The organism is Staphylococcus sp. HMSC056G08 (assembly GCF_001812305.1).
Classification (GTDB): Bacteria; Bacillota; Bacilli; order Staphylococcales; family Staphylococcaceae; genus Staphylococcus; species Staphylococcus simulans.
Window position 1 is genome coordinate 1 of record NZ_KV808513.1, and the last position, 25,986, is coordinate 25,986.

Genomic DNA, 25,986 nt, shown 5'->3' on the forward strand with positions numbered 1-25,986 from the left:
GTGATTATCACCAGTCCTAAATAGTATAGAGCCTAAAAAAGAGGAATCCTGATTCAGGATTCCTCTTTTTATTTTGCTTTATTTTAAGTTTGAGGATTTTCAGATCTCAAAGGTCTTCTGAATACTTGAACAGATTGTGCCAGTCATTATACAGAGTTTTAAGTTTGTGGTAGTGGTTTTGCTATTTGCTGTGTAATGGTGCGGATTGCTTTGTGAATCGAAAATTGGAATTCCTATGTTAAATTTTCAATTTGTATGCATAGGTATGAAGTTGAGTAACAGCAAGTATCTCTTTACGAAGCGTGAATATAAAACATCTTCGCAACTTAGTTAAAACTTTTTCATTTTCATAACATTAAGCACTGTGATATATGGTAATGTTCGTGTTATAATAACACTAATGCAAATGATGAACGTCATTTTAATGCTGTGAAAGAAGAGGGAACCTCTCTCGTCGCCTGATAGGCGAAGCAGACATTTCTGAACTAAAGCAAATTTAACAGTAAAGGTGGGCGGTAAGATGATATATGAAAAGGCACCTGCCAAAATTAACTTCACTTTAGATGCACTTTATAAAAGAAATGATGGGTTTCATGAAGTTGAAATGGTAATGACAACGGTGGACTTGAATGACCGCGTTACTGTTGAAAAGCGTGAAGATCAACGTGTTGTTGTACAAGTGGATTATAATTTTGTGCCTGAAAACGCGAAGAATTTAGCGTATAAAGCAGCAATGCTGATGAAAGAAACATATCAAATCCAACAAGGTGTGACGATTGTGCTGGAAAAGGAAATTCCAGTGTCAGCAGGCCTTGGCGGTGGTTCTGCTGATGCAGCAGCCACAATGCGTGCAATGAATCGGTTATTTGAACTTGGTTTGTCCTTAGATGATTTAAGTCGTTTGGCAAGTCAGGTCGGTTCTGATGTGCCTTTTTGTATTTACAGCAAAACAGCGGTATGTACAGGACATGGTGAAAAAGTACGCTTGTTGAAACGCCCACCGAAAGCTTGGGTAGTCATCGCAAAGCCGAACGTCGGCATTTCAACACCTTGTGTGTTTCAAGCGTTGCGTATTGAAGAAACACCGCAGCAAGCGACACAATCAGATGCATGTATCAAAGCAATTGAAGACGGAGATTATAAGCAAATCTGTGCGTCGTTATCTAATAGCTTAGAAGCGATTTCCATGGACATGCATCCAGACATTCAAAAGCTGAAACAAAATATGCTTAACAGCGGTGCAGATGGCGCGTTGATGAGTGGCAGCGGCCCGACGGTATATAGCTTAGCGAAACATTATAAGCAAGCACAAAACATATATAACGCGGTTCACGGGTGCTGTAACGAGGTTTATTTAGTCAGATTACTAGGTTAAGAAAGGAAGGATTCTCTTGCGTTATAAACGAAGCGAACGCATTGTGTATATGACTCATTATTTGATGAGCCATCCAAACAAGTTGATACCATTGACGCATTTTGTGAAGAAATTTAAACAAGCGAAATCATCAATCAGTGAGGACATCCACATTGTTCGCGAAACCTTGCATAAAGAAAAGCTGGGTACAGTGATTACGACTGCAGGTGCAAGCGGTGGTGTGACATATCGTCCTACAATGAGCAAAGAAGAAGCAGAACAAGTGATTGATGAAGTGATTGTACATCTTCAAGAAAAAGAGCGCTTATTGCCAGGTGGATATTTATTCCTATCCGACTTGATGGGCAATCCAGAATTGTTGAATAAAGTTGGACGTTTGATTGCGACAATTTATATGGATGAAGACTTAGATGCGATTGTGACGATTGCGACAAAAGGGATATCTCTTGCCAATGCCGTAGCAAATGTATTAAATTTACCAGTAGTTGTTATTCGAAAGGATAATAAAGTAACTGAGGGTTCTACAGTCTCTATCAACTATGTATCGGGTTCTTCGCGCAAGATCGAAACAATGGTCTTGTCGAAACGCACATTAAAAGAAAATTCGAATGTATTAATTGTCGATGACTTTATGCGCGCGGGCGGCTCGATAAATGGCGTGATGAATTTAATGAATGAGTTTAAAGCGCATGTCAAGGGGGTATCAGTACTTGTAGAATCTAAAGAAGTCAAACAAAGATTGATTGAAGATTATACTTCCTTGGTAAGACTGTCTGATGTAGATGAATACAATCAGGACTTTAAAGTCGAACAAGGCAATGTTTTATCTAAATTCTCATAAAGGAGCGGTCAACAACATGAAGACGATTCACAGTAATAAAGCGCCTGAAGCTTTAGGCCCTTATTCACACGCAGTTGTCGTGAATGATTTGGTTTACACTTCAGGACAGATTCCACTAAATGAATTTAATGAACTTGTCAGTGATGAAGTACAGGTACAAACGCGTCAAGTACTTGAAAACCTTAAAGCGGTTTTACAAGAAGCGGGTGCCGATATGGATTCAGTGATTAAAGCAAATATCTTTATTAAAGATATGAACGATTTCCAAGAAATCAACGAAGTTTACGGCTTATACTTCGATGCGCATAAACCAGCAAGAAGCTGTGTGGAAGTTGCGCGTCTGCCAAAAGACGTAAAAGTTGAGATTGAGGTTATCGCTCAAGTTAAAGGAAAATAATTTTTAATTAAATATTGTAAGCTTCTATAAGATAATAGAGAGATATACTAGGGGGGCTCACTACATGAAAGTGACAGATGTAAGACTTAGAAAAATACAAACTGATGGAAGAATGAAAGCACTAGTGTCAATCACACTAGACGACGCATTCGTAGTCCATGATTTGCGTGTAATTGAAGGCAACTCAGGTCTATTCGTCGCAATGCCGAGCAAACGCACACCAGATGGTGAATTCCGTGACATCGCGCATCCGATTAATTCAGATATGAGACAAGAAATTCAAGATGCAGTGATGAAAGTATATGATGAAACTGATGAAGTCATTCCAGATAAGAATGCGAAACCATCAGAATCAGAAGATAATGATAACGAAGAAGCTTAATTAAAAGCTTAAAGATAGAAATGTAACTTTTAAACCCTCGGTCATGTGATCGAGGGTTTTTTATACCATTTGATGGGCTGAATAACTTGAATGCACGAGTCTTTTTTATCACCAAACAATATTGTGTAAAATATTAAAAAGATATGCTATGATAAAACAGACTTGTTCAGCTTATCTCCTCAAACGGATGTAAGGGTGAGTCTTGAAAGTGCAACTTACCTTAATTTATAATAATAACGAAGTGTAAAATTATTGGAGGGTTCGCAGTCATGCAGAGATATGCGGTAGTATTAGCAGCTGGTAAAGGTACCAGAATGAAATCGAAACTTTACAAAGTGCTACATAAAGTAGCGGGCAAAAGTATGATTGAGCATGTGGTCGACAGCGTGAAACAAGCAGGAACAGATGAAATTGTCACAATCGTCGGACACGGTGCTGAAAGTGTTAAAGAAACTTTAGGAAGTCAATCATCTTATAGCTTCCAAGAGGAACAATTAGGTACAGCGCACGCTGTGAAAATGGCAGCTGATGAATTGAAAGGTAAAGAAGGCACAACGTTGGTCGTGTGCGGCGATACTCCGCTTATCACACCTGAAACATTAAAAGCTTTGGCAGATTACCATGAAGCACAACAAGCAGGTGTTACAGTGCTGTCTGCGACAGCTGACAATCCATTCGGATATGGTCGTATTGTCAGAGATCAAGATGGCCGTTTGGCTAAAATTGTAGAACAAAAAGATGCGACAGAAGCTGAACGCGAAATCGATGAAATCAGTACAGGTATTTTCGCATTCGATAACGTTTTATTATTCGAGTTATTAGAAAAAGTTAAAAACGATAATGCACAAGGTGAATATTATTTACCAGATGTCATTACGTTAGCGCTTGAAGCGGGTAAAATCGCAGACGCTTATCGTACTGATGACTTTGATGAAATTATGGGAGTGAACGACCGTGTTGCGTTAAGTAAAGCAGAAGCGGCTTATCGTGAACGTGTGAATGAGTATCATATGCGTAATGGTGTCACTTTAATTGATCCAGCTTCAACGTATATTGAAGCCGATGTACAAATTGGTATGGATACAATTATTGAACCAGGTGTGCATTTAGGTAAAGGCACTGTCATCGGTGAAGATACAGTTATCGGTCAATACTCAGATGTTAATAACAGTACTATCGGTAATCGTACGACAATTAAACAATCAGTGGTCAATGATGCGACAGTCGGCGATGATACAACAGTAGGTCCATTCGCACAATTAAGACCAAACGCACATTTAGGTAATGAGGTGAAAGTCGGCAACTTTGTCGAAGTGAAGAAAGCAGAACTTAAAGATGGTGCGAAAGTATCGCACTTAAGTTACATCGGAGATGCTGAAATCGGCGAACGTACGAATGTCGGTTGTGGTTCGATTACAGTCAATTACGATGGTAAAAATAAATTTAAAACAATTATCGGAAAAGATTCATTTATCGGTTGCAACACAAATCTAGTTGCACCTGTAACAGTCGGTGATGGTGTCTTAATCGCCGCTGGCTCAACGATTACAGACGATATTCCAAATGACAGTTTAGCCCTTGCACGCGCAAGACAAACAACAAAACCAGGCTATTTAAATAAAAATAACGACTAACAACTATTGATGTATCTTGTCCAATTCAGTAAAATTAAATAGGATGTTATGTATCAGTTCGACCTGAACGACGCATGAATGCAAATAAATGGAGGACTATAAATGTTAGCTAATGAATATAAAAATTCATCTTTAAAGATTTTCTCGTTGAAAGGAAATGAGCCGCTTGCACGTGAAGTAGCGGATAACATTGGAATTGAATTAGGGAAATGTTCGGTAAAACGTTTCAGTGACGGCGAAATCCAAATCAATATTGAAGAAAGTATCCGAGGTTGCGACGTCTTCATTATCCAACCTACATCTTATCCGGTTAACGTACATTTAATGGAATTGTTGATTATGATAGATGCATGTAAACGTGCTTCTGCGGCAACAATTAACATTGTGGTTCCTTATTATGGTTATGCACGTCAAGACCGTAAAGCACGCAGCCGTGAGCCGATTACTGCGAAATTAGTTGCTAACTTGATTCAAGTAGCAGGCGCAGACCGTATGATCGCTTTAGACTTGCACGCACCACAAATTCAAGGATTCTTCGATATTCCAATCGATCACTTAATGGGTGTACCGATTCTTGCGGAATACTTCAAGAGCAATCCTGATATCGACCCAGAAGAAACAGTTGTGGTTTCACCAGACCACGGCGGCGTGACACGCGCACGTAAATTAGCAGACATTTTGAAAACACCAATCGCAATTATCGACAAACGTCGTCCAAAACCAAACGTTGCAGAAGTTATGAATATCGTAGGTGATATTGATGGACGTACTGCAATTATCATTGACGACATTATCGACACAGCTGGAACAATCACATTAGCAGCACAAGCGTTGAAAGACAAAGGTGCTAAAGAAGTTTATGCTTGTTGTTCACACGCTGTACTTTCTGGACCAGCGAAAGAACGTATTGAAAACTCAGCAATCAAAGAATTGATTGTGACAAACTCAATCCGCCTTGACGATGGTCGCAAACCAGAAAACACAACTGAATTATCAATTGCTGGATTAATTGCTCAAGCAATCGTTCGTGTTTACGAAAGAGAATCAGTGAGTGTATTATTCGACTAATGATTAAAACTGCAGTCTTTGGCTGCAGTTTTTTCATTTTCACGGTATTAAATCAAATGAGCAGTTGACGTAATTTGTAAAAATGTGTATAATAATTCCGTTCGTGACTTTCTGTAACGAACATATCAAACACTTGCAAGCGGTCAAACAACCGATGGGCAAGTGCCGGAGAGATTGACTATTGAACGCTTATTATAAGCAACGATCTGATATCTCATATACGAAAGGTGGAAAAAGGAAATGGCTTCATTAAAGTCTATTATCCGTCAAGGTAAACAAAGACGTTCTGATTTAACAGCAATCAGAAACTCAGGTAAAGTACCAGCAGTTATGTATGGTTACGGCCAAAAAAACGTATCAGTTAAAGTTGATGAAGTAGAATTCATCAAAGTTATCCGTGAAGTTGGACGTAACGGTGTTATTGACTTAGGTGTAGGTTCTAAAACAATCAAAGTAATGGTAGCTGACTACCAATACGACCCACTTAAAAACCAAGTTACACACATCGACTTCTTAGCAATCAACATGACTGAAGAACGTACTGTTGAAGTACCTGTACACTTAGTTGGTGAAGCAGTAGGCGCTAAAGAAGGCGGCGTAGTTGACCAACCATTATTCTACGTTGAAGTTACTGCAACTCCAGACAACATTCCTGAATATCTTGAAGCAGATATCACTGAATTAGAAATCGGTGACACTATCGCAGTTCAAGACTTGAAAGTAACAGGCGACTTCACAATCGAAAACGATCCTGAAGATACAGTTGTAACTGTAACACCTCCAACTCAAGGACCAAGCGAAGAAGAAATCCAAGAAGTTGAAGCAGGCGACGCTGATACTCCAGAACCAGAAGTTGTTGGAGAAAACAAAGAAGACGAAGAAGAAGAATAATTTTTTCTTATATTTGTGCCGTTCACATTTTTGTGTGATCGGCTTTTTTTATTGCGTCATATTACATGCTTTACGTGTCAGGGTTTATCCTGATTTGTGTTAATATAGGGAATAAAGCGATACATAGACATCGGTGTAGATGACCGATGCCAAATCAAAAGAAAAGAAGAGATGGAGGCAGAAAAGCATGAAGTGTATTGTCGGATTAGGCAATATCGGTAAACGATTTGAACAAACCAGACATAATATCGGGTTTGAAGTAATAGATTATTTATTGGAATCTAATCAATTAAAGTTAGATAAACAAAAATTCCGTGGCGCGTATACGATTGAACGTGTCGCAGGTGACAAAGTATTATTCATTGAACCGATGACTTTGATGAACTTATCAGGAGAAGCTGTCGGTCCGTTAATGGATTACTATAATGTAGATGTTGAAGACTTATTAGTGCTCTATGATGATTTGGATTTAGCACAAGGACAAGTCCGTTTACGTCAAAAGGGCAGTGCCGGCGGTCATAATGGTATGAAATCGATTATTCAACATCTTGGTACAGATCAATTCAAACGTATCCGTATCGGTATCGGAAGACCGACCAACGGTATGTCTGTACCAGATTATGTCTTGCAGAAATTCTCAAAACAAGAAATGGAAACAATGCAAAAAGTAATAGAACATTCTGCACATGCGGTGGAAGATTTTATCGCGAGTTCGCGTTTCGACCATGTGATGAATGAATATAATGGTGAGGCTAAGTGAAATCAATAATTACAGATTATTTAAATAAAGATAAACGATATGAAGAGTTAAACGATGTATTTGGACATGAAAATGTCTTAGTCACTGGCTTATCCGGTGCAGCGAAAGCGACAGTAATGGCAGAAAAATATCTGTCTTCAAATCGCCCGATGGTCGTGGTGACAAATAACTTATACCAAGCAGATAAATTAGAAGCAGACTTACAACAGTATATCGAAGCAGAAGACATATACAAATATCCGCTTCAAGACATCATGACTGAAGAATTCTCCACACAAAGTCCGCAGTTGATGAGCGAACGTGTGCGCACCCTTACTGCCTTAGCACAAGGCCAGCGAGGGTTCTTTATCATACCTTTGAACGGCCTAAAAAAACTACAGACGCCTGTAGAGATGTGGCAAAACCACCAAATCACTTTGAAAGTCGGAGATGACATTGATGTCGATGCATTCTTCAACAAACTCGTTAATATGGGTTATCGCAGAGAAAGTGTCGTGTCACATATCGGTGAATTCTCAGTTCGTGGGGGCATCATTGACATTTATCCATTGATTGGTGAACCTGTACGTATTGAACTCTTCGATACTGAAGTGGATTCAATTCGTCAATTTGATGTGGAAAGCCAACGTTCAGAAGCAAACCAAGACGATGTTCATATCACTTCAGCAAGTGACTATATCATCACAGAGGACGTCTTGAAACGTATTAAAACAGAACTTAAAACGGCTTATGAAACAACACGTCCTAAAATTGAAAAAGCTGTACGTCAAGATGTCAAAGATACGTATGAAAGCTTCTTACAATTTGATACGAACTTTATTGACCACCAAGTGATTCGTAGATTGGTCGCTTTTATGTACGAACAACCTGCGACACTGGTCGATTACATCAGTAATAATGCGATCATCGTTGTTGATGAATATAACCGTGTCAAAGATACAGAAGAAACATTGATGTCTGAAGTCAATGACTTTATGCAGCAGTTGATTGAAAGCGGTAAAGGGTTTATCGGTCAATATTTCTTAGACGATGATGCCTTTGAAAACTTGATTAAAACACGTAACATTACTTATTTCACACTGTTTACCGCAAGTATGCCAGTGAAATTAGATCACATTATCAAATTCTCAAGTAAACCTGTCCAACAATTTTATGGTCAATATGACATTATGCGTTCTGAATTCCAACGTTATATCAACAACGGATACACAGTTATGGTACTAGTCGAAACAGAAACGAAAAAAGAACGTGTCAAAGCCATGATGAATGAAATGCATATTCCGATTGTAGAAGCGGGTGCGAGTGCGAATATTCAAGGTGGACACGCAGTTATTGTCGAAGGCAGTCTATCTGAAGGCTTTGAGTTACCTTATATGTCGCTTGCGGTCGTGACAGAACGCGAGTTGTTTAAATCTAAACAGAAAAAAGCGAAGAAACGTACACCGACGATGACTAACGCAGAACGCATCAAATCTTATCAAGACTTGAAAGTCGGCGATTATGTTGTTCATGTGCACCATGGTGTAGGGCGTTATTTAGGCGTTGAAACGCTTGAAGTCGGTGATGTACACCGAGACTATATTAAAATTCAATACAAGGGAACAGACCAACTCTTTGTGCCGGTTGATCAAATGGATCAAGTTCAAAAATATGTGGCATCAGAAGATAAAACGCCTAAATTAAATAAACTTGGCGGTACAGAGTGGAAGAAAACCAAAGCCAAAGTTCAACAGAGTGTTGAAGATATTGCGGATGAACTTATTGAACTGTATCGTGAGCGTGAGATGGCAGAAGGGCATCAATTCGGACCGGATACAGAACAACAACACGAATTCGAAATGGACTTCCCTTATGATTTAACAGCGGACCAAGCCAAATCTATTGATGAAATCAAAGAAGACATGGAGAAAGAACGTCCAATGGACCGCTTGTTATGTGGTGATGTCGGTTACGGTAAAACCGAAGTGGCATTACGTGCAGCTTTCAAAGCAGTCATGGAAGGGAAACAAGTCGCTTTCTTAGTACCAACGACTATTCTAGCGCAACAGCACTATGAAACGTTGTTGGAACGTATGCAAGATTTCCCGGTAAATATTCAATTGATGAGCCGCTTCCGTACACCTAAAGAAATCAAAGAAACGAAACAAGGTTTAAAAGACGGTACCATCGACATCGTGGTGGGTACACATAAATTACTCGCAAAAGATGTGAAGTATAAAGATTTAGGTCTATTAGTTGTCGATGAAGAACAACGCTTTGGTGTTCGTCATAAAGAACGAATTAAAACACTGAAAACGAATGTGGATGTTTTAACTTTAACAGCTACACCGATCCCAAGAACACTCCATATGAGTATGTTAGGAGTACGTGACCTGTCTGTGATTGAAACGCCACCAGAAAACCGCTTCCCAGTCCAAACTTACGTGTTAGAACAAAACACGAACTTTATCAAAGAAGCTTTGGAGCGTGAACTTGCGCGTGGCGGTCAAGCGTTCTATCTATACAACCGTGTACAATCCATCTACGAAAAGAGAGAACAGCTTCAAATGTTGATGCCAGATGCGACCATTGGAGTGGCACATGGCCGTATGACAGAACGTGAACTAGAAGATACGATGATTGGTTTCGTCAATGGCGAATACGATATTTTAGTGACGACGACAATTATTGAAACAGGTGTCGATGTGCCGAATGCGAACACGTTGATTATTGAAGAAGCAGATCGCTTCGGTCTGAGCCAACTCTATCAATTGCGTGGACGTGTGGGTCGTTCTTCTCGTGTTGGTTATGCTTACTTCTTACATCCGACAAACAAAGTATTGTCAGAAACTGCAGAAGAACGCCTGCAAGCGATCAAAGAATTTACTGAACTCGGCAGTGGTTTCAAAATTGCGATGCGTGACTTGAATATCCGTGGTGCCGGTAATTTATTAGGGAAACAACAACACGGCTTTATCGATTCTGTCGGCTTCGACTTGTATTCACAAATGCTTGAAGAAGCGGTTAATGAAAAACGTGGTATTAAACAAGAAAGTGAAACACCAGAAATTGAAATTGAATTGAATATTGATGCGTACTTGCCGACATCTTATATACCGAATGAACAATCGAAAATTGAAATCTATAAGAAATTACGTCAGATTGAAACTGAAAATGAGTTAATGGATATCAAAGATGAACTTATCGACCGCTTCAACGATTATCCGGTTGAAGTAGAACGTCTATTAGACATCGTTGAAATCCGTATTCATGCCCTACATGTCGGCGTAACGCGAATTAAAGATACAGGCAAAGCGATTGAAATTTATCTATCTGAAAAAGGAACAGAAGATATCAATGGTGAAGCACTCTTTAAACAGACGTTGCCGCTTGGCAGAGATATGAAAGTTGGTGTGTCTGAAGGTGCGATGACTGTGACACTTATGAAAAATAAAAAAGCAGGTGCGTGGTTTGACCGCTTGAAATTCTTGATGAAAGCTTTAGAAGAAAGTATGGTCATTCCAGATGAAGCGTAAATCAGCCTTCAGCGGTGTCGTCATTCTGACTTTGGCGTTAGTGATGGTCAAAATACTGAGTGCGATATATCGTGTTCCATACCAAAACGTACTCGGTGATGCGGGGCTATATGCGTACCAACAAGTATATCCATTTTTGTCGCTTGCGACGATTTTATCGATGAATGCGATACCGAGTGCTGTGACGCAAAACTTCGGTGCACATTGGACGCATCGTAAAATCAGTCATGTCATGATTGGTATACAAGGTGTATGTTTCATCTTATTTGCGTTGATCTTCATTTTGGCACCTGTCATTGCTCATCTGATGGGTGATATGCATCTGACACCGATGATCCGTATGGCGAGTTGCAGTTTCTTGGTCGTCGGTTGTTTAGGTGTCTTGCGTGGCAGCTTCCAATCACGTCAACAAATGGATGTGCCGGCTTTTTCACAAGTCATTGAACAAATTGTGCGTGTCGGTATTATCTTGGTGTTGATTGTAGTGTTTGTTCAGTTGGATTGGTCGATTTATCGAGTAGGAACTTGGGCCATCTTAGCTTCAGCTTTAGGCTTCTTAGCGGCTACTATCTTCTTAAGTGTGAAACGACCGTTTCAATTTGAGTTTGCCTTGCGTGAAGATGAGATGACTAAAGTCGTATGGCAACGTTTGACTGCAGCGATTATTATCTTTTCAGCGAGTCACCTTATTGTGACGACATGGCAATTGATGGACAGTTTCTCAGTGATTCGCACCTTGCAGTATTATGGCTTATCGTTTAAAGAAGCGATTGTGCAAAAAGGGATTTATGACCGTGGCGCATCTTTTATTCAAATCGGTTTAATTGTGACGACAACATTTTGTTTTGTGTTGATTCCTTTATTAACCAATGCGTTTGCAGAACAACGCTTTGAACGTATGAACCGATATGCGGATGCGACGTTGAAGATTACGATGACTATCAGTGTTGCGGCGGGCGCAGGATTAATGAATTTATTGCCTTTAATGAACCGTGTGTTCTTTAAAAATGATGTCTTAACCGCTACGCTCGTTATTTATATGTTGACGGTCATTTGTGTTTCGTTGATTATGGTGAATATTGCTTTGTTAGAAGTACGCAGACAATCTCGTTTGATTCTGATTGCTTTCGGCTTAGGTGCAGTTATAAAATTAATAATGAATTTTGTATTGATTCCGAACATCGGTATTATCGGGGCAAGTGTCAGTACGGTACTGTCATTATGTTTGTTTGCGTTTATCTTGCAGTGGCGAACGTTACAATTCTATCGCTTGCGTCACATGCGTAATTTTGTCTCGAAGCTGCTTATGACAGTCATTGCGATGACTGCGGCAGTACAGCTGATTATGTGGATGACACCGACAGAAGGGCGTTTAACAGGTATGGTAGAATTACTGCTTGCGGCGCTCGTTGGTGTTGCGGTAGTTATTATCGCGATTGCGACATTGAATTTATTAACTTATCGTGAATTGCAGCATATGCCGTTCGGAGATAAATTATACCGTTTGAAGAAAGGACGAAAATGATGAGTCATACCATTACAATTGTAGGTTTAGGCAACTATGGTTTAGATGAATTGCCTTTAGGGATTTACCGCTATTTGACCCAGCAAACTCATATTTATGCACGTACACTAGATCATCCTGTGGTTGAGGCGCTAAAAACAGAAGTACCGCAATTAGAGTGGTCAAGTTTTGACCCAGTATATGAAGCACATGATGCGTTTGAAGCAGTGTACCAAGCGATTGTTGATCAAATAATTGAAGCGGCACAACAAGAAGATGTCGTTTATGTGGTGCCAGGTCATCCGCGTGTGGCAGAAACGACAACAGCGTTGCTGACAGCCTATGCGCAGTCGCATCCAGAGGTTGAAGTGAAAGTGCTTGGCGGTAAGAGTTTCATTGATGATGTGTTTGAAGCGGTACAAGTGGACCCAAATGAAGGCTTCACTTTACTAGATGGAACAGCTTTAAAAGCAGAACAGCTGAATATCCGTACGCATACGTTGATCACGCAAGTGTATAGCGCAATGACAGCAGGAGATTTAAAGCTGACATTGATGGAGCGTTATCCTGATGATTATAGCGTTTATATTGTAGATGGTGCCCGTAACACAGGAGCGACATTAATTGAGACGCCTTTATACGAATTAGATCGTCATGATATCTTCAGTAATTTAACAAGCGTCTTTATTCCGCGTATTGAAGATGAAACTTTAATGCATGGTGATTTTGATTATGCGGTTAAAGTGATTGATACGTTAGTAGATGATGACAAAGGTTGCCCTTGGGATAAAATACAAACACACGAAACATTGAAACGTTATCTCTTAGAAGAGACATTTGAATTATTTGAAGCCATCGATCATGAAGATGACTGGCATATGATTGAAGAACTGGGCGATATCTTGTTGCAAGTGCTGTTGCATGCGGCTATCGGCAAAAAAGAAGGTTATATTGATATCACTGAAGTGATTGAAAGTTTAAATGATAAAATGATTCGACGTCATCCGCATGTGTTTGCGGACGCAAAAGCAGAAAATATCGAAGACTTAAAAGGTATTTGGTCAGAAGCAAAAGCGAAAGAAGGCAAAACGCCGCGTGTGAAATTTGAGAAAGTATTTGCAGACCATTTTATGACGTTGTATGATGAAGTCAAAAATAAAGACTATAGTGAAGCGGAATTAAAAGCTTTGTTGGAAAAGAAAGAAGGGGAATAACGTGAGATTAGACAAATATCTAAAAGTATCTCGTTTAATCAAACGCCGTACACTTGCGAAAGAAGTCAGTGACCAAGGCCGTGTTCAAGTGAATAACAACACAGCTAAAGCAGGTACGGATGTCAAAATCGGTGATGAAATCGTCATTCGTTTCGGACAACGTGTGATTACAATTCGTGTCACTGGATTAAGCGAACATGCGTCGAAAGAGAATGCGAAAGGCATGTATGAATTAGTGAAAGAAGAACGTATTAATGAGAATGACTAAGGAGTGACATACCATGGCTAGAAAAGTAGAGCATATGGAAAACAGGTATATCGAGAACGAAAACCGAAGAAAAAGACAGCGCGAAATGAAAAAGCGTGTGGTTAAACGTCGTATTATGCTCTTTGCGGGGATTTTACTCGCAATCATTATCGTCCTTTCTGTCATGGTTATCTCTCAAACAAGAAGCAATGCTGAAGATGCGCAGGAACGTAAAGTAAAAGAAGAAAAGTTCCAAAAACAGCAGGATGAAGAAATTGCTTTGAAAGAACAATTGAATAATTTGAATAACAAAGAGTATATAGAGAAAGTCGCACGTGACGATTATTATTTAAGTAATGATGGGGAAGTCATTTTTAAATTACCTGAAGAGAAGAAAAAAGAAGGAAAATAACGTCTAATGTGTTTTTAATGTAAGAAAAGTATAATATCTAACTGTTTTAACTGATATGCCATTGTTAAATTAGCACAACAAGCATATAATAGAGTTAAGTAAAATTGAAAGAAATCGGAGGATTTATTTAGGATATGTCAATCGAAGTAGGAAGCAAGCTTAAAGGGAAAGTCACTGGTATCAAAAAATTTGGTGCGTTTGTAGAATTGCCTGGAGGGAAAAGTGGCTTAGTTCACATCAGTGAAGTTGCAGACAATTATGTTGAAAATGTGGAAGATCACTTGTCTGTTGGAGATGAAGTAGAAGTTAAGGTACTATCTGTTGCTGACGACGGTAAAATCAGTCTTTCAATTAAAAAAGCGAAAGATCGTCCGAAAAGACAACATCATAGAGGCGGCCATGGTGGTCATGGCAAACCATCACATAACAAACCAGAAGACTTTGAAAAGAAATTAAGCAACTTCTTAAAAGATAGCGAAGAAAAAATGACGTCTATCAAACGCCAAGCTGAATCAAGACGCGGCGGAAGAGGTTCAAGACGATAATTCAACATAAAGCAGATGACTGTTTCGAAGGGAACAGTCTCTTTTATTTTTGTCTGAAATTTTATCCATGCGTATATTTCAAATAAGGACGAGGTGAGGATATGAATATTTATACAGAAGGCTGGTCTGAAAATGACCATCTTGCATTAGCGGTTTCCACAGGTGTCGACAGCATGGTATTATTACATATGTTGACCACACACTATCAACATACATATCGCCAACTGACCGTGCTACATGTCAACCACGGAATCAGATCGGCTTCTTTAGAAGAAGCGGCTTTCTTAGAACGTTATTGCCAGCAACATCATATCCCGCTTAGCACCCACGAATTGGATTTATCCGCATTGACTAATAAAGGTAAGAGCATTCAACAAGATGCACGTCAAAAGCGCTATGCTTGGTTTGAGTCTGAAATGAAAGCATTAGGTGCTACTGTTTTGTTGACAGCACATCACTTAGATGACCAGTTAGAGACGATTTTCTATCGTCTTATGACAGGACGGTCTACAAGAAGCAGACTTGGGATGCAGGGAGTAGAGGAGAGAAGCGGTTATCGCTTAGTCAGACCTTTACTGCATACCGATAAACAAGCTATTAAAGCGTATCAAGCTGAGTATCAGGTGCCGTATTTCGAAGATGCGTCTAACCAAGATAATCATTATGTACGTAACGATATTCGTAATCGCATTTTTCCAACCATTGATTCGAATGACCACCTAGATACTGCGCAGTTGTTAAAGTTGAAAGCTTGGCATGATGAGCAATTCGATTTACTGCATCAAGCAGCAGATGATTTTATTAAACAACATGTTACGCACGAGTCAGAAATGATTCAGGTAGACCGTACTGCATTCAATAGATTGTCGCATTCGTTAAAAACAATCGTGCTGGATCAATTGCTTGAGGCATATGTAACAGGCGCCCCCATTTCTGAACAAGCGTATCAAGAATGGTTTGCGCAAATTGAAAATTCTCAATCTCAAGCGATAATTTATGCGACAGATAAATGGAATATTCAAATTGTGTATGATAAATTTATAATAATGGGTTGCACAAAAAACGAGACGACACCACAGCGGATTACACAACCAGGTTATTATGATTATGGTACATACCGCATTATAGTTCATGATGATATTGAGGGTTCGGACTTCCCAATGGTAATACGTTCGAGACAATCGGGAGATCGCTTCGTACTACCAAACAAAGAAGGCCATCAGAAAGTCAACCGCTTAATGATCAATCGCAAAGTTCCTAAATTTGAACGTGAGCGATTGCCCATATTGCTTAATAAACAAGGGGAGATTATTGCAGTAGGTACGTTGTACACTGCGGCAGATTATGAAGGGAAATTAGAGATAATAAATTTAGGAGTGTAGCCGAAATGAAGGAAGATTTAAAAGAAATATTGATGACGGAAGATGAAATCCAGCAACTCTGCCGTGAACTGGGAGCAAAAATCACAGAAGATTATGCCGATAAAGACCTTGTTTGTGTAGGCATTTTAAAAGGTTCAGCAATGTTCATGTCAGATTTAATCAAACGCATCGATACACATTTAGCAATTGATTTTATGGATGTATCAAGCTATCACGGCGGTACAGAATCTACAGGAGAAGTTAAAATCTTAAAAGATTTAGGCAGCTCTATTGAGAATAAAGATGTATTAATCGTAGAAGATATTCTAGAAACGGGTACAACTTTGAAATCAATTACTGAACTATTGAAATCTCGTCGTGTGAATTCTTTAGAAATCGTCACATTGCTAGATAAACCAAACCGTCGTAAAGCAGATATCGAAGCAAAATATGTAGGCAGAAAAATCCCAGATGAATTCGTAGTCGGATACGGCTTGGATTATGCGGAATTTTACCGTAACTTGCCATACATCGGAACATTGAAACCAGAGATTTATCAAAAATAATCGACAAATGAATACTATAGTAGGCTTACTTTTTCTACAAAGTTGAAATACTAGCCATTAAAAGTTATATTGTGTTACAATTTTTGTTAGTTTTATTATTGGAGTAGGAGGAAAAAACGCATGCAGAAAGCTTTTCGCAATGTGCTTGTAATCGCAATCATTGGCGTTTTTATATTCGGTTTATTTTCCTGGCTGAATGGTAACGGCAATATGCCGAAACAACTATCATATACACAGTTCTTCGAAAAACTTGAAAAAGGCGATTTGAAATCAATCGAAGTTCAGCCTGAGCAGAACGTTTATATGATCACTGGAAAGACCAAGAACGGTGAAGATTATTCTTCAACGATGCTATATAATAACGAAAAAGACTTACAAAAAGTCACAGGTGAAGCACAAAAACAAAAAGATTTAAAATTTACAGTTAAAGAAGAAGAAAAACAAAGCGTATTTGTTAGTATTCTTTCAACATTGATTCCAGTATTGGTTATTGCTTTATTATTCATATTCTTCCTTAGTCAAGCGCAAGGCGGCGGAGGCGGCGGTCGTATGATGAACTTTGGTAAATCCAAAGCTAAAATGTACGACAACCAAAAACGTCGTGTACGTTTTTCTGACGTAGCCGGTGCAGACGAGGAAAAACAAGAATTAATCGAAATTGTCGACTTCTTAAAAGACAATAAGAAATTCAAAGATATGGGCTCAAGAATCCCTAAAGGGGTACTCTTAGTCGGTCCTCCAGGTACAGGTAAAACATTGCTTGCCCGTGCCGTAGCTGGTGAAGCAGGCGTGCCATTCTTCACAATCAGTGGTTCTGACTTCGTTGAAATGTTCGTCGGTGTCGGTGCCAGCCGTGTTCGTGATTTATTCGATAACGCGAAGAAAAACGCACCTTGTATCATTTTCATTGATGAGATTGACGCAGTAGGTCGTCAACGTGGTGCCGGTGTCGGCGGCGGTCACGATGAACGTGAACAAACATTGAACCAATTATTAGTTGAAATGGATGGCTTCGGCGAAAACGAAGGTATTATCATGATTGCGGCAACAAACCGTCCTGATATCCTTGACCCAGCGTTATTACGTCCAGGTCGTTTCGACAGACAAATCCAAGTCGGTCGTCCAGATGTTAAAGGCCGTGAAGCGATTCTATATGTACATGCCAGAAACAAACCATTAGATGAAACAGTAGACTTAAAAGCAGTTGCGCAAAGAACACCAGGCTTCTCTGGTGCCGATTTAGAAAACTTGCTGAACGAGGCTTCGTTAGTTGCAGTTCGTGACGGTAAGAAGAAAATCGACATGCGAGATATTGAAGAAGCAACAGACCGTGTTATCGCAGGTCCAGCTAAGAAATCTCGTGTTATTTCTGAGAAAGAACGTAATATCGTCGCGCACCATGAAGCAGGACATACAATTATCGGTATGGTGCTTGATGAAGCTGAAGTGGTACACAAAGTTACAATCGTACCGCGTGGACAAGCTGGCGGTTATGCGATGATGTTACCAAAACAAGATCGTTTCTTAATGACAGAGCCAGAATTGCTTGATAAGATTTGCGGCTTGCTCGGTGGTCGTGTATCTGAAGATATCAACTTCAATGAAGTGTCTACAGGTGCATCAAACGACTTCGAACGTGCAACACAAATTGCGCGCTCAATGGTAACTGAATACGGTATGAGTAAGAAACTCGGACCAATGCAGTTTACGAAGAGCGGCGGTCAAGTGTTCTTAGGTAAAGATATGCAAGGCGAACCAGAATACTCTGGTCAAATCGCTTATGAAATCGATAAAGAAGTACAACGCATCATCAAAGAACAATATGAACGTTGTAAACAAATCCTACTTGAACATGAAGATCAACTTAAACTTATCGCTAAGACATTGTTGACAGAAGAAACATTAGTACGTGAACAAATCCATTCATTATTCTACGAAGGTAAATTACCTGAAGTGAACTATGATGAAGCGAAAGTTGTTAAACAAGGTGATGAAGAGTTCCAAGAAGGTAAATTCGGTAAATCTTATGATGAAATCCTTGAAGAAGTCCGTGAAGAGGACAAGGAATATCAAGAAGAAGAGGCTGAAGTAGACGAGCAAGAAAAACGTCAAAAAGAATCAGAAGCACATCAAGAAACGAAACATTCTGATGAAGCAGCTGAAGATGACACACCACATGAAGCTAAAGACAAAGATGACTCTGACCATCGAAACGATAAATAAGACGATTCTATTGTCTGAAACTAAATAATGTAGATTAAAATCTCTTTCTGCTATCATTAGGAATACGCAGAAAGAGATTTTTTAACGAAAATAATTGAACGATGAAATCATAAATGTTGAAAATTAAGTGAAAGAAAGAGGCGTAAAAAGATATGACTCAAGACTATATAGTAAAAGCACTGGCATTTGATGGAGATATCCGTGCGTATGCAGCGGTAACGACTCATGCAGTGCAAGAAGGACAAACAAGACATTACACATGGCCGACAGCATCAGCAGCATTAGGTCGTACAATGACAGCAACTGTTATGATGGGTGCCATGTTGAAAGGTGACCAAAAATTAACTGTCACTGTAGATGGCCAAGGTCCAATCGGACGTATTGTAGCAGATGCGAATGCGAAAGGCGACGTACGCGCATACGTTACGAATCCACAAACACATTTCCCATTAAATGACCAAGGTAAATTAGATGTGAAACGTGCAGTGGGTACAAACGGTACATTAACAGTTGTTAAAGATGTAGGGATGAAAGATTACTTCTCTGGTTCAAGCCCGATTGTGTCAGGTGAACTAGGTGAAGATTTCACATACTACTATGCGACAAGTGAACAAGTCCCATCATCTGTTGGTTTAGGTGTGCTTGTAAATCCAGATAACTCTATCAAAGCAGCAGGCGGCTTTATTATTCAAGTCATGCCGAATGCGAAAGAAGAGACAATTGAAAAAGTTGAACAAGCCATCACACATATGACACCAGTATCTCAATTGATTGATCAAGGATTATCACCAGAAGAACTGTTGACTGAGATTTTAGGTAAAGAACATGTGAAATTCTTAGAAACAGTACCCGTGAAATTCGAATGTAACTGCAGTCATGAAAAATTCTTAAATGCGATTAAAGGCTTAGGTGAAGCTGAAATTCAAAGCATGATTGATGAAGACCATGGTGCAGAAGCAGAATGTCATTTCTGCCGTACGAAATATCACTATAGTGAAGCGGAACTTAAAGGTTTAATCGAAGAACTGCATGCTAAATAAACACATTGAAAAGCGAGACGATCAGACGTCTCGCTTTTTTACTGTAACGAATCACAGTGTAAGACGTTTCTTTTATGGGAAAAGAGGAAATAATAAAGAATAGAGACAATGAACTTGTGGAACAATGTATAAATCTGATAAAATAATAATATCCGATGAAATAGATAAGGTTTAATAGAAATAATGGCATGACTAAGCATCAGAATTGAATTGTTTCGGGGTATTATTAATGAGGTTCTGGTGACTTAATTAAATATCTTTTAAGAATAAAGGAGCGTTTTTTTATGGCAAATAAACCCGTAGATAACATTGTACAACTGATTGGAGATACACCTGTAGTTAAATTGAACAACATCGTACCAGAAGATGCTGCAGATGTTTATGTTAAATTAGAGTATCAAAACCCAGGTGGTTCAGTAAAAGACCGTATCGCTTTAGCGATGATCGAGCGTGCTGAACAAGAAGGAAAAATCAAACCAGGTGATACAATTGTCGAACCTACAAGTGGTAACACAGGTATCGGTTTAGCATTTGTTGCAGCAGCAAAAGGGTACAAAGCTGTATTCACAATGCCTGAAACAATGAGTCAAGAGCGTCGTAACTTATTAAAAGCATACGGTGCAGAAGTTGTATTAACACCTGGATCTGAAGCAATGAAAGGTGCTATTAAAAAAGCAAAAGAATTAAAAGAAGAATATGGTTACTATGAACCACAACAATTCGAAAACCCAGCGAACCCGCTTATCCACGAATTGACAACAGGTCCTGAACTTGTAGAACAATTCGAAGGCCGTACAATCGATGCATTCTTAGCAGGTGTTGGTACTGGCGGTACATTAAGTGGTGTAGGTAAAGTCTTAAAAGAAAAATACCCTAGCATTCAAATTGTAGCAATCGAACCAGAAGGTTCTCCTGTCTTAAGCGGCGGCGAACCAGGCCCTCATAAATTACAAGGTTTAGGCGCAGGTTTCGTTCCTGACACGTTAAACACAAACATTTATGATGAAGTTGTTAAAATCGGCAACGAAACTGCAATGGAAACTTCACGCAGAGTTGCTAAAGAAGAAGGTATCTTAGCAGGTATTTCTTCAGGTGCTGCAATTTATGCGGCAATCGAAAAAGCAAAAGAATTAGGTAAAGGTAAAACAGTTGTAACTGTGCTTCCAAGTAATGGTGAACGTTACTTATCTACACCTTTATATTCTTTTGAAGGTAAATAAGTCAAACATTGATGAACTGCCGTTCGCATTTCTCTTTTTGAGAAATGGTACGGCGGTTTTTTCATTTCAAACACCTTTTGAACGCTTGGGGTCGGTCATATGTTAAAATTTTGATATAATGTATCACAGTTATGATGAAAGGAAGAGAGACATGGCACATACAAAAATCATGGGCATATTGAATGTAACACCTGATTCATTTTCTGACGGCGGCAAATACAATTCTGTAGATGCGGCGGTTGCACGTGTGAAGGAAATGATGGATGAAGGTGTCGACATTGTAGATATCGGCGGTGTTTCCACAAGACCAGGGCACAGTGAAGTGTTATTAGAAGATGAATTAGAACGCGTCATTCCAGTTGTTAAAGCACTCTCAGAATTTAATGTGCAATTGTCTGTCGACACGTTTCGCAGTGAAGTTGCGAAAGCAGCATTAGAGGCTGGCGCAACGATGATTAATGATCAATGGGCAGGTTTATATGACCCTAAAATGTTTGAAGTCGTTGCACAATACGATGCTGAAATTGTCTTGATGCACAATGGAGATGGACAACGTGAAGATCCTGTCATGGATGAAATGCTAGTTTATTTATTAAAACAAGCACATCGTGCAGAAACAGCAGGGGTTGCGACGAATAAAATCTGGATTGATCCAGGTATCGGCTTTGCGAAAACGAGATTGGAAGAACGAGAAGTTATGGAGCGACTGGATGAATTAGTTGCGACAGAATATCCAGTATTGCTTGCGACGAGTCGTAAACGCTTCATCAAAGAAATGATGGGTTCAGACGAAGGACCAGAAGATCGTGATGAAATGACAGCAGCAACGACTGCTTATGGTGTGATGAAAGGTGTGCAAGCGGTACGTGTACATAATGTAAAACTCAATGCGCGTATTGCACATGGCATTGATTATTTAAAGGAGATTGAACGATGAAAGATCGTATATTTTTAAATGGTATGAGATTTTATGGTTATCATGGAGTCTTATCAGCAGAAAATGAAATTGGGCAAATCTTTGTCGTAGATGTTGAATTAACGACTGATTTAACTGAAGCAGGAAAGACCGATCAAGTAGAAGATACGATCAACTATGCGGAAGTCTATGCGGATGTGAAAGAAATTATGGAAGGGGAACCTAAAAATTTACTCGAACATCTCGCAGCACTTATTGCAAATCGTATAAATTCACACTATAATCGGGTATTGGAAACTAAAGTACGTATAACAAAAGAAGTACCGCCGATTCCAGGTCACTATGATGGCGTAGGTGTGGAAATTACAAGGGTGAATCAAAATGACTGATGTATTTTTAGGACTCGGCAGCAATGTCGGAGACCGAGAAAACCAATTAAAAGAAGCAATACGTTTATTAGATGAACAATCTGGTATTAAAGTAGTGAAAGTTTCATCATTTTATGAAACTGAGCCTGTCGGTTATGTCGATCAACCGGATTTTTTAAATTTATGTGTGGAAATTCAAACAGAACTATCACCAAAAGCCGTCCTTGAAAGGGGCTTGGCGATTGAACAGCAACTGCATCGTGTACGTAAAGAACGTTGGGGTCCGCGTACTTTAGATATCGATATCCTGTTATATGGTGACCAAATCATTGAAGAACAAGATTTGACGATTCCGCATCCACGAATGACAGAACGTGCTTTTGTCTTGATTCCGCTGCAAGAGATTGCACCAAATAAGGTAGAGCCAAGAACACAAACCAAAATTAAAGATATAACTGTTCCTAACGAAACTGTGAAAAAAGTTCAATAAACGTAAGAGATAGATTGAGAGGTAATAATTATGTGGAAGATTGGAGATGTAGAAATCGACAATAGAGTCGTACTCGCTCCTATGGCTGGGGTGTGCAACTCTGCATTCAGATTGACTGTCAAAGAGTTCGGTGCGGGTTTAGTCTGCGCTGAGATGGTCAGTGACAAGGCGATTTTATTCAATAACCCGAAAACAATGAATATGTTGTATATAGATGAAAATGAACGTCCGTTATCGTTGCAGATTTTCGGCGGTGAGAAAGAAAGTTTAGTCGAAGCTGCAGTTTATGTTGATCAAAATACAACAGCTGATATTATTGATATTAATATGGGGTGCCCAGTGAATAAGATTATCCGTTGTGAAGCGGGTGCAAGATGGCTGCTTGACCCTAATAAGATTTATGAAATGGTATCTGCAGTTGTTGAGAAAGTCAATAAACCTGTTACATGCAAAATGCGTATTGGTTGGGATGACGATCATATTTACGCAGTGGAAAATGCGAAAGCGGCAGAACGTGCAGGAGCATCTGCGATTTCATTGCATGGCCGTACACGTGTGCAAATGTATGAAGGTAAAGCAGATTGGGATATTATCAGACAAGTGAAAGAAGCGGTTAATATTCCAGTTATCGGCAACGGAGATGTGACAAGCCCTGAACTCGCGCAAAAAATGCTGGATGAAACTGGCGTAGATGCGGTGATGATTGGGCGCGAAGCTTTAGGCAACCCATGGATGATTTACCGTACAGTCCATTATTTAGAAACAGGCGAGTTGATGGATGAACCGACAGTGAAAGAAAAAGTAGAAATTGCTTTATTACATCTGCGCCGACTAGTAGAATTAAAGGGTGAGAAGGTTGGCGTTATGGAAATGCGCAAACACGCTTCATGGTACCTAAAAGGTGTTAAAGGCAACGGAAAAGCCCGTAAAGCATTAAACCAAGCCAACACAGAACAAGAAATGATTGTTATCCTGCAGAATTTCCAAAAAGAAATCACTGCAGATAAAGCAACACAAGAAGCTTAATAAGGAGAGATAACATGTCAGAAGAAATGAATGACCAAATGCAGGTCCGCCGTCAAAAATTACAAGAATTAATCGATTTAGGAATTGATCCATTCGGCCAACGCTTTGACCGTACAGCAAGCGCAGCTGAACTACACGAAAAATGGGATGCTTTCTCTAAAGAAGAATTACACGAAAAAGAAGATGAAAGCCATGTCTCAATCGCGGGTCGTTTAATGACAAAACGTGGTAAAGGTAAAGCTGGATTTGCGCACGTTCAAGATTTATCTGGTCAAATCCAAATTTATGTCCGTAAAGACCAAGTCGGTGAAGAACAATTTGATATTTGGAAAATGGCAGATTTAGGAGATATTATCGGTATTGAAGGTGTTATGTTCAAAACAAACACAGGTGAATTAAGCGTCAAAGCGAAATCATTCATCATGCTTACAAAATCATTACGTCCATTACCAGATAAATTCCATGGTCTTCAAGATATTGAACAACGTTATCGTCAACGTTATTTAGACTTGATTACAAACCAAGAAAGTACAGAAACATTTATCAACCGTAGTAAAATCATCCAAGAAATGCGTAATTACTTAAACAGCAAAGGTTTCTTAGAAGTAGAAACACCAATGATGCATCAAATCCCTGGTGGTGCAGCAGCACGTCCATTCGTGACACACCATAATGCATTAGATGCGACACTATATATGCGTATTGCGATTGAACTTCACTTAAAACGTTTAATCGTCGGCGGTTTAGAAAAAGTATATGAAATCGGCCGTGTATTCCGTAATGAAGGTGTATCAACACGCCATAACCCAGAGTTCACAATGATTGAACTTTATGAGGCATATGCTGATTTCCATGACATTATGGATATTACAGAAGGTACAATCCGTCATATTTCAAATGCGGTACTTGGTACAGCAGTCATCCCTTACGGTGATTATGAAATTGATTTAGAATCTGACTGGAAACGTGTACACATTGTAGACGCTGTTAAAGAAGCAACAGGTGTAAATTTCTATGATGTAAAATCTGATGATGAAGCACGTGCATTAGCTAAAGAACATAACATTGAAATTACAGATCATATGACATATGGTCATATCTTAAATGAATTCTTTGAACAAAAAGTAGAAGAAACATTAATTCAACCTACTTTCGTATATGGCCATCCGATTGAAATTTCACCATTAGCTAAGAAAAATCCAGAAGATCCTCGTTTCACAGATCGTTTCGAATTATTCATCGTGGGTCGTGAACATGCGAATGCATTCACTGAGTTGAATGATCCAATTGACCAAAGAGAACGTTTCGAAGCGCAATTGAAAGAAAAAGAACAAGGTAATGACGAAGCACACGAGATGGACGAAGACTATATCGAAGCATTAGAATACGGTATGCCTCCAACTGGTGGTTTAGGTATCGGTATCGATCGTCTTGTTATGTTATTAACAAACTCACCATCTATCAGAGACGTATTATTATTCCCATACATGCGTCAAAAATAAGCTGAGTACTTAACAAAATGAATAATTAAGCAGGCGTGTCACCTTTTAAGACACGCCTGCTTTTATATGTATAAAGGGCCTCAAAAAGCACATGATCTCTTATAAAAAGAGAGGGAGGTCGGCAAATGTAAATCTCTTTTAAAAAACTTTCGCAAAGCACTTGCATAATTTTCAAAACCCTGTATAATTGTTAATTGTTCTACGAAATAAAGCAACGTTTTATGAGCAATCTTGCATGAATATAAATTCTTAAAAAAGATGATACATAAGTGTTGACATAAAAGACCGAATGTAGTAATATTAAAGGGTCGTCAAAAAGAACGCGTTACAATTTTGTAAAAAAGATTTTAACTGAGTGTAAAATTGACTATTGCAAATGTTAACGAAAGAAGTTAAAATAATTTAAGTGAGTTATTGAAACGCACATAATTAAATAATTTAAAATATTGTCTGGTGACAATGGCAAAGAGGTCACACCTGTTCCCATGC

Annotated in this window: 24 protein-coding genes; all 24 read left to right on the top strand. The window is 39.2% G+C overall.

Going from position 1 to position 25,986, the window contains the following annotated elements; translation table 11 throughout:
* Positions 1-520: 520 nt before the first annotated feature.
* The 24 genes from ispE to lysS all read left to right on the top strand — a co-directional run bounded on the left by ispE (position 521) and on the right by lysS (position 25,497).
* The gene (gene ispE / locus HMPREF2846_RS10295) at positions 521-1,375 is read left to right on the top strand and encodes a 4-(cytidine 5'-diphospho)-2-C-methyl-D-erythritol kinase (protein ID WP_023016276.1); all 855 of its coding nucleotides are present in this window, start codon (positions 521-523) and stop codon (positions 1,373-1,375) included.
* Between the two features lie 16 nt (positions 1,376-1,391).
* Positions 1,392-2,216, top strand: a complete 825-nt coding sequence (gene purR, locus HMPREF2846_RS10300; protein ID WP_002481911.1) for a pur operon repressor — start codon at positions 1,392-1,394, stop codon at positions 2,214-2,216.
* Positions 2,217-2,232: 16 nt separating this feature from the next.
* Positions 2,233-2,613, top strand: a complete 381-nt coding sequence (locus tag HMPREF2846_RS10305; RefSeq protein ID WP_002481912.1) for a RidA family protein — start codon at positions 2,233-2,235, stop codon at positions 2,611-2,613.
* 64 nt (positions 2,614-2,677) lie between these two features.
* Positions 2,678-2,995: a septation regulator SpoVG gene (gene spoVG, locus HMPREF2846_RS10310; RefSeq protein WP_002481913.1), complete on the top strand. Its 318-nt coding sequence runs from the start codon at positions 2,678-2,680 to the stop codon at positions 2,993-2,995.
* A gap of 269 nt (positions 2,996-3,264) precedes the next feature.
* Positions 3,265-4,629 carry a bifunctional UDP-N-acetylglucosamine diphosphorylase/glucosamine-1-phosphate N-acetyltransferase GlmU gene (gene glmU, locus HMPREF2846_RS10315; protein WP_002481914.1) on the top strand — a complete coding sequence of 455 codons (1,365 nt, stop codon included), beginning with the start codon at positions 3,265-3,267 and terminating at the stop codon, positions 4,627-4,629.
* 102 nt (positions 4,630-4,731) lie between these two features.
* Positions 4,732-5,697: a ribose-phosphate diphosphokinase gene (locus HMPREF2846_RS10320; RefSeq protein WP_002481915.1), complete on the top strand. Its 966-nt coding sequence runs from the start codon at positions 4,732-4,734 to the stop codon at positions 5,695-5,697.
* 240 nt (positions 5,698-5,937) lie between these two features.
* Positions 5,938-6,588 carry a 50S ribosomal protein L25/general stress protein Ctc gene (locus HMPREF2846_RS10325; protein WP_002481916.1) on the top strand — a complete coding sequence of 217 codons (651 nt, stop codon included), beginning with the start codon at positions 5,938-5,940 and terminating at the stop codon, positions 6,586-6,588.
* Positions 6,589-6,775: 187 nt separating this feature from the next.
* Positions 6,776-7,348 (top strand): aminoacyl-tRNA hydrolase, encoded by a 573-nt coding sequence (pth, locus tag HMPREF2846_RS10330; RefSeq protein WP_002481917.1) that lies wholly within the window; start codon positions 6,776-6,778, stop codon positions 7,346-7,348.
* Positions 7,349-7,353: 5 nt separating this feature from the next.
* Entirely contained in the window at positions 7,354-10,863 is a 3,510-nt protein-coding gene (gene mfd / locus HMPREF2846_RS10335) for a transcription-repair coupling factor (RefSeq protein WP_371099757.1), read from the top strand.
* Positions 10,853-12,388 (top strand): polysaccharide biosynthesis protein, encoded by a 1,536-nt coding sequence (locus HMPREF2846_RS10340; RefSeq protein ID WP_070626593.1) that lies wholly within the window; start codon positions 10,853-10,855, stop codon positions 12,386-12,388. Before mfd ends, HMPREF2846_RS10340 begins: the two co-directional genes overlap by 11 nt.
* Complete coding sequence (locus HMPREF2846_RS10345; protein WP_070626594.1) at positions 12,388-13,581, top strand: MazG nucleotide pyrophosphohydrolase domain-containing protein; 1,194 nt, start codon at positions 12,388-12,390, stop codon at positions 13,579-13,581. The genes HMPREF2846_RS10340 and HMPREF2846_RS10345 overlap by 1 nt, the downstream gene beginning before the upstream one ends.
* Before the next feature lies 1 nt (position 13,582).
* Positions 13,583-13,849 carry an RNA-binding S4 domain-containing protein gene (locus HMPREF2846_RS10350; RefSeq protein WP_002481921.1) on the top strand — a complete coding sequence of 89 codons (267 nt, stop codon included), beginning with the start codon at positions 13,583-13,585 and terminating at the stop codon, positions 13,847-13,849.
* Positions 13,850-13,862: 13 nt separating this feature from the next.
* Positions 13,863-14,240, top strand: coding sequence for an FtsB family cell division protein (locus tag HMPREF2846_RS10355; RefSeq protein ID WP_002481922.1), 378 nt, complete (start codon positions 13,863-13,865; stop codon positions 14,238-14,240).
* 134 nt (positions 14,241-14,374) lie between these two features.
* On the top strand, positions 14,375-14,785 hold the full coding sequence (locus HMPREF2846_RS10360; protein ID WP_002481923.1) for a S1 domain-containing RNA-binding protein: 411 nt from the start codon (positions 14,375-14,377) through the stop codon (positions 14,783-14,785).
* A gap of 101 nt (positions 14,786-14,886) precedes the next feature.
* Positions 14,887-16,167: a tRNA lysidine(34) synthetase TilS gene (gene tilS / locus HMPREF2846_RS10365; protein WP_070626595.1), complete on the top strand. Its 1,281-nt coding sequence runs from the start codon at positions 14,887-14,889 to the stop codon at positions 16,165-16,167.
* Positions 16,168-16,172: 5 nt separating this feature from the next.
* Positions 16,173-16,712, top strand: coding sequence for a hypoxanthine phosphoribosyltransferase (hpt, locus tag HMPREF2846_RS10370; protein WP_002481925.1), 540 nt, complete (start codon positions 16,173-16,175; stop codon positions 16,710-16,712).
* Positions 16,713-16,832: 120 nt separating this feature from the next.
* Complete coding sequence (gene ftsH / locus HMPREF2846_RS10375) at positions 16,833-18,935, top strand: ATP-dependent zinc metalloprotease FtsH (RefSeq protein ID WP_002481926.1); 2,103 nt, start codon at positions 16,833-16,835, stop codon at positions 18,933-18,935.
* A gap of 152 nt (positions 18,936-19,087) precedes the next feature.
* A complete protein-coding gene (gene hslO, locus HMPREF2846_RS10380; RefSeq protein ID WP_023016270.1) occupies positions 19,088-19,975 on the top strand; it encodes an Hsp33 family molecular chaperone HslO in 888 nt (295 codons plus the stop codon).
* Positions 19,976-20,259: 284 nt separating this feature from the next.
* Complete coding sequence (cysK, locus tag HMPREF2846_RS10385; RefSeq protein WP_002481928.1) at positions 20,260-21,195, top strand: cysteine synthase A; 936 nt, start codon at positions 20,260-20,262, stop codon at positions 21,193-21,195.
* 151 nt (positions 21,196-21,346) lie between these two features.
* Positions 21,347-22,132: a dihydropteroate synthase gene (gene folP / locus HMPREF2846_RS10390; protein ID WP_002481929.1), complete on the top strand. Its 786-nt coding sequence runs from the start codon at positions 21,347-21,349 to the stop codon at positions 22,130-22,132.
* The gene (gene folB, locus HMPREF2846_RS10395; protein WP_070626596.1) at positions 22,129-22,500 is read left to right on the top strand and encodes a dihydroneopterin aldolase; all 372 of its coding nucleotides are present in this window, start codon (positions 22,129-22,131) and stop codon (positions 22,498-22,500) included. The genes folP and folB overlap by 4 nt, the downstream gene beginning before the upstream one ends.
* Positions 22,493-22,969 (top strand): 2-amino-4-hydroxy-6-hydroxymethyldihydropteridine diphosphokinase, encoded by a 477-nt coding sequence (folK, locus tag HMPREF2846_RS10400; RefSeq protein WP_023016267.1) that lies wholly within the window; start codon positions 22,493-22,495, stop codon positions 22,967-22,969. The genes folB and folK overlap by 8 nt, the downstream gene beginning before the upstream one ends.
* Before the next feature lie 30 nt (positions 22,970-22,999).
* Positions 23,000-23,995: a tRNA dihydrouridine synthase DusB gene (gene dusB / locus HMPREF2846_RS10405; protein WP_070626597.1), complete on the top strand. Its 996-nt coding sequence runs from the start codon at positions 23,000-23,002 to the stop codon at positions 23,993-23,995.
* 14 nt (positions 23,996-24,009) lie between these two features.
* Positions 24,010-25,497, top strand: a complete 1,488-nt coding sequence (lysS, locus tag HMPREF2846_RS10410; RefSeq protein ID WP_002481933.1) for a lysine--tRNA ligase — start codon at positions 24,010-24,012, stop codon at positions 25,495-25,497.
* The last annotated feature ends 489 nt before the right edge of the window (positions 25,498-25,986 follow it).